The following is an 11,562-nucleotide window of genomic DNA, read 5'->3' as shown; positions in this document are numbered from 1 at the left end:
AAAACCGCCCCGTCACCCCATCGGCCGGCCGGGACTGGAGGCGTTGGCCCAGAACCGCTGCGGGATGCGCCCCGCCTGCACCGCCAACCTCCCCGCGGCCACGCCGGAGCGCATCGCCTCGGCCATGCGCTCCGGCTGCTCGGCCCGGGTGACCGCCGAGGCCAGCAGCACCGCGTCGCAGCCCAGCTCCATCGCCAGCGCCGCGTCCGAGGCGGTGCCGATGCCCGCGTCGAGCACCACCGGCACCGACGCGCGCGAAACGATCACCTCGATGTTGTGCGGGTTGCGGATGCCCAAGCCCGTGCCGATCGGCGAGCCGAGCGGCATGACCGCCGCGCAGCCGATCTGCTCCAGCCGCAACGCCAGCGCCGGGTCGTCGTTGGTGTAGGCGAGCACCACGAAACCCTGGTCGACGAGCTGCTCGGCAGCATCGACCAGTTCGATCGGGTCGGGCAGCAGCGTGTCCTCGTCGGCGACGACCTCGAGCTTCACCCAGTTCGTGCCGAGCGCCTCCCGCGCCAGCTGGGCGGTGAGCACCGCTTCGGCGGCGGTGCGGCAGCCCGCCGTGTTCGGCAGCGCGTCGATGCCCAAGCGTTGCAGCAGCTCGAGCACACCGGTCTGGCCCTGCGCATCGGCGCGCCGCATCGCCACCGTGGTCAGCTCGGTGCCCGACGCGATGAGCGCCTGCTCCAGGACGGACAGGTTGTTCGCCCCACCGGTGCCCATGATCAACCGCGAGCCGAACTCCCGGCCCGCGATCACCAGGGGATCGTCCATGGTCATCCTCCTTGCACGGCGGTGAGCACTTCGACGGACGTGCCGTCGGCCAGCTCGGTTCCCGCCCAGTCGTTCCGCGGCACGACCGAACCGTCCACGGCCACGGCCGCACCGCGCTCCGGCACTCCGTAGTCGGCGAGCACGTCGGCGAGGCTGGCCGAGTCGGCCACGTCCCTGTCCGTTCCGTTGATCACGACACGCACGGTTGTTCCTCCCATCGTCCGGGGTCTGTGGCACGGGCTTCGTCCGGTGGTTCCCCTCCCCGCAGCATCGCGAGCACCGCCTCCGCGGTGATCGGGGCGAGGAGGAAGCCGCCGCGGTAGTGCCCGGTCGCGGCGAGCACGCCTGGTTCGAGCCGGCCGAGCACCGGCAGGTTGTCCTCGGTGGTGGGGCGCAGCCCCGCCCGCGCCTCCAGCAGCGCGTACTCGGACAGGCCGGGGATGAGCTCCTCGGCGTCGACGACGAGGTCCCGCACGCCGCCGAGCGTCACGTCGGTGTCGAAACCCGCCTCGTACTGCGTGGCCCCGAGCACCACGCCCCCGTCGTCGCGGGGAACGAGGTAGACGGGACGGCCGTGCACCGGCCCGCGCACGGTGTGCTGCGGCGGCGGCAACGCACCGGTGCGGGCGCGCAACCGCAGCACCTCCCCCTTGACCGGGCGGATGCGCCCGGTCAGCGAGGGGTGCAGTTGCGCGGAGTGCGCTCCCGCGGCGATCACCGCGGTCGTGCAGTCCACCGCGGAGTCCTCGGTGCGGACCTCGCCCGCGCGGACAGCGGTGGCCCGTTCGGCCCGGAACACCACACCGGCCGCCTCGGCCGCGGCGTGCAGCGCTGCCAGCGCGGCGCGGTTGTCCACCGCGAGATCACCGGGGACGACGAGTCCCCGTCGCACGCCCGGGCCCAGCGACGGTTCCAGCCGGCGCAGCTGGCGCCCGTCGTAGCGGGTGACGCTGCGTCCCAGCCGGTCGAGGTAGTCGCAGAGCCGGTCGAGATCGCCCCGGTCCGCACTGTCCACACCGACCACGAGCGTGCCCTCGGTGCGCAGTCCGGGACTGCGCCCGGACGCCGCGGAGAGCTCCTCGGCGAAGGCGGGCCAGCGCCGCAGCGAGGCCGAACCGAGTTCCAGCAGTTCCTCCTCGCCCGGCCAGGCCTCGGCGATCGGCGCGAGCATCCCGCCCGCCACCGACGAGGCGCCCGTGGCCGGGGCTGGATCGATCAGCTCCACGCGGAAACCCGCCGCCGCGGCTCGCCAGGCGGCGGACAGGCCGATCACGCCGCCTCCGACGACGGCGACACGCGCACTTCCTTCGCTCACTCCACGCTCCCTGCGCCGGCATGACCCGGATCAGGTTCGACGGTCGGGGCTGCGCCCCCTCTCAGTCCACCGCTCTCCGGTTGCTCGGCGGACTCCCGTGCTCACCGGTGTCCACCGTACTCCGATCGAGAGGGGTGTCGGCAGGGCGCATCCCGAGCGGCAGTCGTTACGCTGTGCGACATGCCCGGATACGACGGCTTCGGCATTCGCGCCCGGCTGAACGAGGCCCGGCTCTACCTGTGCACCGACGCGCGCTCGGACCGCGGGGATCTCGCCGAGTTCGCCGATGCCGCCCTCTCCGGCGGCGTCGACATCATCCAGCTGCGCGACAAGGACGAGAACGGGGCGCCGCTGGAGGCGCGGCACGAGCTCGACGCCCTGGAGGTCCTCGCGGACGCGTGCGTCCGGCACGACCGCCTGCTCGCGGTGAACGATCGGGCGGACCTGGCGTTCGCGTGCGAAGCCGATGTGCTGCACCTCGGCCAGGACGACCTGCCGGTGCCGCAGGCGCGGCGCATCCTCGGCGAGCACGTGGCGATCGGCCGGTCCACGCACGACCTCGCGCAGGTGGACGCGGCGGCGACCGAATCCGGTGTGGACTACTTCTGCACCGGGCCGGTGTGGACCACGCCGACCAAACCGGGTCGCCAGGCGGCGGGCCTGGAGCTCGTGCAGCACGCCTCCGAGCACCACGGGCACGGCCGTCCCTGGTTCGCCATCGGCGGCATCGACGAGAGCAATCTCGACGAGGTGATCGCCGCGGGTGCGCAGCGCGTCGTCGTCGTGCGCGCGATCACCGAAGCCGCGGACCCCGCCTCCGCGGCCCGCGAGATCCGCTACCGGCTGAGCAACGCTTGAACTGCGCAGCGGTGCGCGAGGAGATCGACGCGGCAGGCGGGGCGCGAACTGCGGCCGACGGGATCGAGCGCGCCCTGCGGACGGGGCGGAGCGTGCGAGTCCTCAGCCCGCGCCCGGGGTCTCCCCGCGCTGGCCGCTCCGTTCGTCCTGGAACCCCTCGGACGGCGCGGTCTCCTGTTCACCGGTGGGGCCTTGCTGAGGGGGTTCGGTCGGGTTCGGGGTGGCGGTCTCGCCGTCCTCGGGTGCTCCTGGCCGACCTCCGGACGGCTGGACCTCGGATGTTCCCGACTGCCGGTCGTCGCCGTCGGTGGGTGCGGGTTCGGGTTCGCCCGTGGTCTCCGGCGCGGTCGGCCCGCCGGTCTCCGTCGGCGTCGGTTCCGACGTCGTCGCCGGGGCCTGCTCCTGCTCGGGGCCGTCGCTCGGAGCAGCCGGTTGCGGCCGGAATGCGCGCCCGATGGTCGTGCCGCTGTCGCCGCCGGACAGCGGCGAACCGGTGAACGCCTCGTACCCGGTGATGACGAGCATGCCGAGCACGAAGATCGCCAGGCTGGTGGCTCCGAGCGCGACCCACCGCAGCGGGGAGCGCCGCCGCCCGTTCGCCGGCGGCGCCGTTTCGGCGTGCTGCTGACCGCTGCGCTGACCGGCGGGACCGGCCTCTCCCCCGCGGGAACCGGTGCGGGCGGGTTGCGGCGTGGCGCCGTGCGGGTCGCCGGCTCGTCGAGCACCGGGGCTTCGCTGCCCGTAGGGGTGCTGCGCACCGGGGGACTGCTGCCCGGCAGCGCGCTCCGTCGCTCCCGGTGCGTCGGGACGCTGTGCGGGCCCGCCAGTGGTGCGGTGCGCCGGTGCGCTCTGCGGAGGCTGGGCGCCCTGCGAGGACTGGCTCTCCTGCGGAGGCTGGGCGCCCTGCGAGGACTGGCTCTCCTGCGGAGGCTGGGCGCCCTGCGAGGACTGGGCCTCCTGCGGGACGAACCGAGTGCCGTCCCACCGCAGGCTGCGCACCGCGTCATCGCGGGTGACGCGCGCGGTGCGATCAGCCCTGAGATCCTGCCGCCCGTCGGGTGACCAGCAGGTGCGCTGCGCCGAGTCGGCATCGACGACGTGCTCGCCGCCGGGCCAGACGGCGCCGCGGGCGGCCTCGTTCGCCCGCGGCGCCTCCTCGGCTGCTTCCCCGGACGATGCGCCGTGCCGCCGCGTGGCCGGGTTCTCCTGTTGCGATGGGGGCGCTGCGGTCCGCTGCACCGGTTCGGCCGCGGCCACCGCGTTCCGCTCCGCGCGCGGGTCGACAACGGTGGTGCGGGCGACGCGGTTGCGCCTTTCGGCCGCTCTGTTCGCCGCGACCTTCGCCTTCTCCTTGCCCCTCTCCAGGGAACGCTGGTACAGCGCTCCGCCCACGGTGATGACCACGCTGGTCAGGCCGGCACCGATGAACGTCCCCGCAACCCCCAGCCGCGAACCGAGGAACGCGGCCGTGACCGAGGCGAGAGCACCTCCGGTCACCTGGGCCGGGGAGACGTCGGACAGCAGCGAGCGACTGCTGCCGTCCTGCTCGTCCCCTTCGTTCCCAGTGCTGCCCCTGCCCTCGGCGTTGGCCCGCCCTTCGGCGTTGCCCCGCACCTCGGGGCGTTCGTCCCTGCCGTTCACATGCTCCCCCGCACACGCGCTCCCCGGTTCGTCCTCCTCCGGTCAACGGGCGACGACCTGGGATTTCTCCCGATCTCGGACAGCAGGTGAGTACTCCCACGGACGGGTAACGCTCTGGACCGAACGGACGAAGAGACCGCAGCGCTCCGTGATCGTCACCTGTGAACACGTGATGCTCGACTCAGGCCAGCACGCGGCTCTGCCGAAACGGCGGTCGAACCGCACGGCATCCCAACGCCGCAGGTCACCGAGCCTGACGGAAAACGCGCGAACATCAGTGCGCATCACTGCTCACCTGTCGCCCCGCCCACATCAGACTGGACTCGCTCCAGAGAGCACAATTTTCATGAGAATTGTGAACCGTCCCCACGCGAACGGGCGACGAATGATCACCACGCTAACGAGTGCGTATAGAGCAGGATGGCGGTGCGAGCGGGTGGGGGTTCACGGGTCATTCGGGTGGATCGATGCGGGTGACGAACTTGTACCGGTCCCCGCGGTAGATCGAGCGCACCCATTCCACCGGTCGCCCTTCCGCGTCGAAGGAGTGCCGGGACAGCAGCAGCATCGGCAGACCGACGTCGGAGCCGAGCATTTCGGCCTCTTCCGGGCTGGACAGCGCGGTTTCGATGGTCTCCTCGGCGTGGCCGAAGCTGATCGCGTACCGCTCCCGCAGCACCTGGTACAGCGAGGCGCCCTGTTCCAGGTGCTCGGCGATGCCGGGGAACCGGCTCACCGGCAGGTGCGTCGTCTCGATCGCCATGGGTTCGCCGTCGGCCAGCCGCAGCCGCCGCAACCGCAACACCGCCGAGCGCGGATCGACGCCCAGCAGCAGTGCCAGTTCGGACTCGGCCGGCAGTTCCAGCACCTCCAGCAGCTTCGACGCGGGCTGGCGCCCCTGGGCGCGCATGTCCTCCGTGTAGCTCGATAACTGGAGGCGCTGGGCGACCTTGGGCGTGGCCACGAACGTGCCTTTGCCCTGCACCCGCAGCAGTCGCCCCTCGACGGTGAGCTCGCCCAACGCTTGCCGCACGGTCGTGCGCGAGACGTCGAACTCCGAGGCGAGGGCGCGTTCCGTGGGGATGGGCGTGCCCGCGGGCATGGCCCGCAGCATGTCGAGCAGGTGCTGCTTCAGGCCCCAGTACTTCGGTTCCCGCTGCTGCCGTCCGACCTCGGTGTCCCCGCCCGCTTCGACCATGGTCCCTCCGTAAGTCACCCGCCGCGCTGTCCGTGGCTGGGGATTCTGCCACGCGGCGGCCGCGCTGCCCGCCCAACAGCGACCAGCCCCAGCGGCGACCGACCCCGGCAGCGCCAAGTCCCGGTGGCGATCGCCCATCCGTTCGTGACCCCTCCTGCGGCAGCGCAGCAAGGCCGAGGCCGTGGCGCTGCCCGGAGCGTGGGTACCCGTGGAGCGCCACCGGTAGGATTGGTCTAGACCGACACGGAAGGACCACGTGATGAGCGAGGCCGCCCCAGCGCCAGGCCACCACATGCGCACCGAGATCACCGAACAGCCGGACGTCTTCGCCGCGCTGCTGAACCACCGGGCGGAGTTCGCCGACGTGGCCGCCCGTATCCGGCAGCGCCGCCCCCGCTTCGCACTGCTGGCGGCGCGGGGGTCCAGCGACCACGCCGCGCAGTACGCCAAGTACCTGGTCGAAGTGCTGCTGCAGGTCCCCGTGGGACTGGCGTCGCCGTCGACGACCACGCTCTACGGCGCCGAACCCGATCTCACCGACGTGCTGATGATCTCGGCGAGCCAGAGCGGCAGTTCGCCCGATCTGGTGGAGGTCACCGAATCCGGGCGGCGCCGGGGCGCCACCACCGTGGCCGTGACCAACACGTCCGATTCCGCGCTGGACGAGGCGGCCGAGTTCGGCGTGCACATCCACGCGGGCAGCGAGAACGCCGTGGCCGCCACCAAGACCTACACGGCCACGATGTTCGCGCTGTACCTGCTCATCGACGCCATCCGCGGCGGTGACGGCGAATCCGCCGCCGACATCCCGCGGTTGGCCCGCCAGGTGCTCGACGGCACGAGCGAAGCGGTGGACGCGATGGTGCAGCGCTACCGGTTCGCCGAGCACCTCGTCACCACCGGACGCGGCTACTCCTCGGCGACCGCCGCCGAGGCGGCGCTGAAGCTCGCCGAGACGAGCTACCTGCCGGCTCGCGCGTACAGCGGCGCCGACCTGCTGCACGGGCCGGTGGCGGCGATCGACCCGGAAACGGCCGTGCTGGCGCTGTGCAGCCGCGGCCACGGCGGCGATGCGATGCGCGACGTGCTCGAAGAGGTGCACGCCCGGGGCGCGGACGTCTGCGCCCTCGGGTCCGCCGCCGAAGCGGTCCCCGCCACCACGCGTGTCGTACTGCCGGAAACGGCCGAGGAGCTCGCCCCGGTGCTCGAAGCGCTGCCGGTGCAGCGCTTCGCGCTGGAACTGGCCCTCGCCCGGGGCGAGGACCCGGACCAGCCACGTGGCCTGCGGAAGGTCACCCGGACCCGCTGAGGCGGTGCCGCCCGGTGCCGGTTTCCGCGCGGCACCGGGCGCACCGCACGCGAAGGCCCGCCTCACCGAGGGGGCGGGGCGAGGCGGGCAGGGCCAGCCTACGCCGAGCCGGACCGCCCGCGAGCGAAGGGGACGCGCGCCCCGGGAGGCCTGATGAGCACGGCGACGCTGGTACTCGGCATGGACATCGGGGGCACCGCCACCCGGGCGGTCCTCGCCGACCTGGACGGCCGCGTCCGCGGTACCGGCAGTGCCGCGGGAGGCAACCCGAACTCCCACCCGGTCGAGATCGCGCTGGGGAACATCGGTGCTGCCGCGCGCACCGCGCTCGGCTCCGCCGAGGCGTCCGCCGTGGGCGCGGTCGTGCTCGGTCTCGCCGGGTCCTCCGTGCTCACCAGCGGCGACACCGCCGACCGGCTGCACCGCACCTGCGCCGCGCTCGGGCTGCGCTGCGAGATCGCGGTGCTCACCGACTACGAGGTCGCCTTCGCCGCGGGCACGCCCGCGCCGCGCGGCGCGGTGCTCATCGCCGGCACCGGTGCGGTGGCCGCGCACATCGAGCAGCACCGCGCCGCGGCCACCGCCGGCGGGCACGGCTGGCTGCTGGGCGACGAGGGCTCGGCGTTCTGGATCGGCCGGGAAGCAGTGCGGGTGACGCTGCGCGCGCTCGACGCGGGGGTTCCGCTCGGCGCGCTGGGCCGGTCGGTGCTGCACGCGCTCGACGCCGAACGCACCGCGGAAGGCCCCGAACGCGCCGCGGGCGACGCGGCCGCCGCGATCTCCGCGGTGCACGCGATGCCGCCGATCCGGCTGGCCGAGCTCGCACCGCTGGTCACCGCCGCCGTCGCGGAGGACGCGGTCGCGCGCGACATCGTCGACCGGGCCGCCCGCGCGCTCGCGGACACGGCCCGACTGGTCGTTCCCGCCGAAACCGACCTGGTGCTGGCCGGCGGGCTCACCGGACCGGAGAACCCGGTGGGCGCGGCCTTGCGCGCGGAGCTCGGCCCGGCGGTGCGCTCGGCCGGTTCGGGCGCCGCGGCAGCGGCGTGGCTCGCTGCGCACCACCTGCCCGACGACGAGCAGCCGGACCTGGCCGCGCTGCACCACCACCTGCTGACCTCTGCGTGACCGCCCGGCGGTTGGACATTTCTCGAGAAATGTCGGCGACTTTTCTCGAGAAACGTTCCCCCGCCCGCCCGGGCGATGGCCCCCGAGCGATCGCCGGGGAAGGCTCGGCTGGCGGCGGATGCCTCTCAGGCCGCGGCCTGCGGCGCGCGCGGATGCCGCACGCCAGGGTGGTCCGCGGGCAGCGCCTTGCGCAGCACCCACCAGCTCGCGACCACGCACAGCGCGACCAGCGGCCAGGTCAGCACCGCCTGCGCAATGGTCAGCGCCACGACGTGGTCCAACATCCACAGCGGGATGAACACGAGCAGGCGCACGGCGTACTGGCCGACCCACACGAAACTCGCCAGCGCGTAGGCGCGGCGCAGCTCGGGATCGCGCCGCCATCTCCTGCCCTGCCCCAGCAACGTGCCGACCACGACTCCGAGCAGCGGCCACCGGATCGCGATGCTCGCCATCCAGACCAGCGCACTGGCCGCGTTGCTGACCAGGCGGACGAGGAAGAAGTCCACGGCGTCGCCGGTGTACAGCGCGATGAGCGCACCGCAGCACACGGCGAGCATGCTCACCAGCACCGCCAGCGGGCGCGCCCCGTGCTTCAGCCGCCACACGCCGATCACGGCCCCCGCGAGGATCGCCAGGCCGCTGCCGACGGCGATCGACTCGCCACCGAAGAACCAGCCGATGCCGAACACCAGCGGGGGGACGCTCGCGTCGACCGCGCTGGTGCGGTTGCCGAGCAGCCGCGTCAGCGACTCGGGGGTGTCCGCTGAGGAGTGGGTCCGCTGCCGCTGCACGCCCCCAGCCTGCCTTACCGCCATCGAGCGGTGCACACGAGGATCGGCCCACAACTCGCGGGACCTCCGGCTCCGCTGGACGGACTTCGGTCCCGCCGCGACCGAGCGTCCGCCGTGCCCGAGCGTCCGCGGCGGAGTCGTCGGCTACCCGGGGCCTGCGAGGGTCCGGCCGCCGGAGGCCAGCCCCGGGCCCCCGGTCACCGCAGTGCGAACCCGTGCCCGGTGTGCTGCACCATCCCGGCGAGATGCTCGGCGAGTCGTTGGCGGTCGGCGGGTTCGGCTTCGACCACGTCGTCCTGGCCGCGCTCGCCCCACAGCGCATAGCGCCCCCGGGCCGTGTCGAACCAGATCACGTTGCCCGCGCGCCGAGGCTGCCCCCGGTCGTCCCCGCTGGTCACCAGGAAGTGCCCGAGCCGCGTCCGCGGTGCCGCGGTGAGCGCGCTCAGCGGACCGAGCCCCTCGATGTCCTCGTCGGCGGGCACACCCCGCGAACGGTCGGCGACCGCGCGAGCCCGCTGCCCCGGACCGGCGGGCGCATCGGGCAGCAGCTCGGCGCACGCCCACGGCACGCGTTCCGGGTCGATGAAAGTCATCCGCAGCCCCCGCGGGTCGAGCAGCCCGATCAGTCCCACCTCCCCGGTGGCGACGACGCGCGCGGCGAGCCGCTGCCCGCGGGAGACGTCGAGCAGCCCGGCGGCGGCGACGGCGAACTCCGAGCCGGACAGGAGGTAGAGCGCGTCCTCCACCTCCGGCTCCGGCCTGCCGCCGCGGGCGAAGCCGTTGTGCTCCAGCTCCTCCCACACGCGCGGACGCGCTCGTGCGCGCTCCGCCTCCCCGCCGCGCGGCACGTCGAGGGGGTACTGCCGCACAGCCAGCTCCAACTGTTCGGCCAGCACGTCCACGGCGGGGATGGACAGGGTGATGGTGTCGACCATGGCAGGTCCGCTCTCCGAGGGGTCGAGGCTTGTTAGAAATCGCGGTAGCCGGTGGGTGCTTCTCCGAGCACGGGCGGAGCGGCCAGCCGGCTCTCCCCGCCGCCCTCGTCGAAGGGTTCGTCCGCCTCGATCAGGAACTGCGGGGCGGCCCCCTCGGCCTCCTCCGGGCGGTAACCGGCTCCGCTGCGGAACTCGACGGATCCCCGGCGCTCCTCCGCGGGCTCCTCAGCGCTGTGCAGCACGGGGTCGCGCGGCGGCGGTCCCGCCGCCGCGGGCGCCGCGGAGGAGCCCATCGGGCCGAAGCCGCCGTCGCTGCGCGGGGTGTAGCGCGGCGAGCGCTCCGGAGTTTTCGGCTGCGTCGTACGCCGCTCGCGGCCGCGGTCGGCCGAATCGTGCTGTCCGGTCGGGTCGTGCTGCCCGGCCGGGTCGTACTGCCCGGCCGGGTCGGCGCTCCCGGGCGGACGCGCCTCCGCGGCACGGTGCTGCTCGGAACCGGGCGCGGGGTGCTGCTCGTGTTCGGGTTGCCCAGCAGCTGCGGGATCTCCGGGAGCTGCGGCTCGCCCAACGGCTCCGGGCTGGCCGGGAGCTGCGGACTGGCCGCGGGGAGCTGCCGGAGCGGGCCCCACAGGAGCGGGCCCCACAGGAGCGGGCCCCGCAGGAGCGGGCCCCGCAGGAGGTGGCCCCGCAGGAGGTGGAGGCGGCGCCGGAGTCCTCCCCGACTGCGTCGAGGGCGGGGACTGCTGCTCGGTGTACTGCGCAGGCGCGGGTCGTTGCCCACCCGCGGGCGGAGGCGGTGCGGGCGCGGCACCGCTCGGTGGCGAAGCCAGTCCCTGCACGCCCGAGCTCTGCAGGTGGGGTCCCGCAGCAGGCGGCTGCCCAGCAGGCGGCCCGGGCATCGGCACCGAGGGCCGCGACGGGGCGTTCGGCGCCGACTGCGGTTGTCCGGGGGACTCGAGCTGGGACGCACCTTCGGCACCGGGAGGCCCCGGCGGCACCGCGCCAGCTCCGGGCTGGGACGGCCCCGGTTGAGGTGCTGCCGACTGCGCAGGTCCCGGCTGCGCAGGTCCCGGCTGTGCAGCTCCCGGCTGTGCAGCTCCCGGCTGGGGCGGCCCCGGCTGGGAGGAGCCGGATTGAGGCCGCTCCGGTGGTGCGGGCCGGGCCGTCGACGGAGGCCCGGCCGGGGACTGGACGTCGGGGTGCCGGTCGGGCGCCGGCTCCGCGGGATGCCAGGGGGATTCCGCAGCGGGGGCGGGTGTCGACGTCACCGGCAACGGCCTGTTCAGGCCCCCAGCACTCCCGTCGTCCGCTGCAACGGCGGACTCCGACGCATCGCGATCAGCCTCCGCCGCGGCGGCCGGCTGCGGATCCACCAACGGTGGTTCGGCAGGCTGCGACTCCACCATCGACGGCTCGGCCGGCAGCGGCCCACCCGACGGCGGTTCACCCGACGGCGGGTCCACCAACGGCGGCTCGACCGGCTGCGGCCCGGCACCCTGTGCCGGCAGGGCCCCGGCGAAGCCGACAGGGCGCGACTGCCCCCCGGAGACCGGCCCACCGGAGACCGGCCCACCGGAAACCTCCCCACCGGACGTGCCGCTGCGGGCCAC

General features: G+C 74.1%; 11 protein-coding genes. 3 read left to right on the top strand and 8 right to left on the bottom strand.

The annotated features are described in order from the left end of the window. Positions 1–12: 12 nt before the first annotated feature. Genes thiG through thiO form a run of 3 tightly spaced genes read right to left on the bottom strand, consistent with a single transcriptional unit; the run spans position 13 to position 2,092 of the window. A complete protein-coding gene (gene thiG, locus ACVGV2_RS02040; protein WP_459164346.1) occupies positions 13–777 on the bottom strand; it encodes a thiazole synthase in 765 nt (254 codons plus the stop codon). Between the two features lie 2 nt (positions 778–779). Beyond that, a complete protein-coding gene (gene thiS / locus ACVGV2_RS02035) occupies positions 780–971 on the bottom strand; it encodes a sulfur carrier protein ThiS (protein WP_459164345.1) in 192 nt (63 codons plus the stop codon). Beyond that, positions 968–2,092: a glycine oxidase ThiO gene (thiO, locus tag ACVGV2_RS02030; protein WP_459164344.1), complete on the bottom strand. Its 1,125-nt coding sequence runs from the start codon at positions 2,090–2,092 to the stop codon at positions 968–970. The genes thiS and thiO overlap by 4 nt, the downstream gene beginning before the upstream one ends. Before the next feature lie 180 nt (positions 2,093–2,272). Between thiO and thiE the strand changes: the two genes are divergently transcribed. Continuing rightward, positions 2,273–2,950 carry a thiamine phosphate synthase gene (gene thiE / locus ACVGV2_RS02025; protein ID WP_459164343.1) on the top strand — a complete coding sequence of 226 codons (678 nt, stop codon included), beginning with the start codon at positions 2,273–2,275 and terminating at the stop codon, positions 2,948–2,950. 102 nt (positions 2,951–3,052) lie between these two features. Here thiE and ACVGV2_RS02020 read toward each other — a convergent pair whose 3' ends face one another. Both ACVGV2_RS02020 and ACVGV2_RS02015 read right to left on the bottom strand, forming a co-directional pair. Then, a complete protein-coding gene (locus tag ACVGV2_RS02020) occupies positions 3,053–4,591 on the bottom strand; it encodes a DNA polymerase III subunit gamma/tau domain-containing protein (protein ID WP_459164342.1) in 1,539 nt (512 codons plus the stop codon). Between the two features lie 451 nt (positions 4,592–5,042). Beyond that, a complete protein-coding gene (locus ACVGV2_RS02015) occupies positions 5,043–5,789 on the bottom strand; it encodes a GntR family transcriptional regulator (RefSeq protein WP_459164341.1) in 747 nt (248 codons plus the stop codon). Between the two features lie 259 nt (positions 5,790–6,048). Between ACVGV2_RS02015 and ACVGV2_RS02010 the strand changes: the two genes are divergently transcribed. Beyond that, the gene (locus ACVGV2_RS02010; RefSeq protein ID WP_459164340.1) at positions 6,049–7,098 is read left to right on the top strand and encodes an SIS domain-containing protein; all 1,050 of its coding nucleotides are present in this window, start codon (positions 6,049–6,051) and stop codon (positions 7,096–7,098) included. Between the two features lie 153 nt (positions 7,099–7,251). Then, the gene (locus ACVGV2_RS02005) at positions 7,252–8,226 is read left to right on the top strand and encodes an N-acetylglucosamine kinase (protein WP_459164339.1); all 975 of its coding nucleotides are present in this window, start codon (positions 7,252–7,254) and stop codon (positions 8,224–8,226) included. Between the two features lie 125 nt (positions 8,227–8,351). On the opposite strand, the gene ACVGV2_RS02000 is transcribed toward ACVGV2_RS02005, so the two are convergent. From ACVGV2_RS02000 to ACVGV2_RS01990, 3 genes are all read right to left on the bottom strand, one after another. Next, positions 8,352–9,020, bottom strand: a complete 669-nt coding sequence (locus ACVGV2_RS02000; RefSeq protein ID WP_459164338.1) for a DUF3159 domain-containing protein — start codon at positions 9,018–9,020, stop codon at positions 8,352–8,354. A gap of 197 nt (positions 9,021–9,217) precedes the next feature. Beyond that, a complete protein-coding gene (locus ACVGV2_RS01995; protein WP_459164337.1) occupies positions 9,218–9,955 on the bottom strand; it encodes an ESX secretion-associated protein EspG in 738 nt (245 codons plus the stop codon). Positions 9,956–9,987: 32 nt separating this feature from the next. After that, positions 9,988–10,581, bottom strand: coding sequence for a hypothetical protein (locus tag ACVGV2_RS01990; protein WP_459164336.1), 594 nt, complete (start codon positions 10,579–10,581; stop codon positions 9,988–9,990). Between the last annotated feature and the right edge of the window lie 981 nt (positions 10,582–11,562).

It is taken from the genome of Bounagaea algeriensis (genome assembly GCF_054491375.1).
Note: the sequence above shows the minus strand (reverse complement) of the source record. Positions and strands in the feature narration are given on the sequence as shown.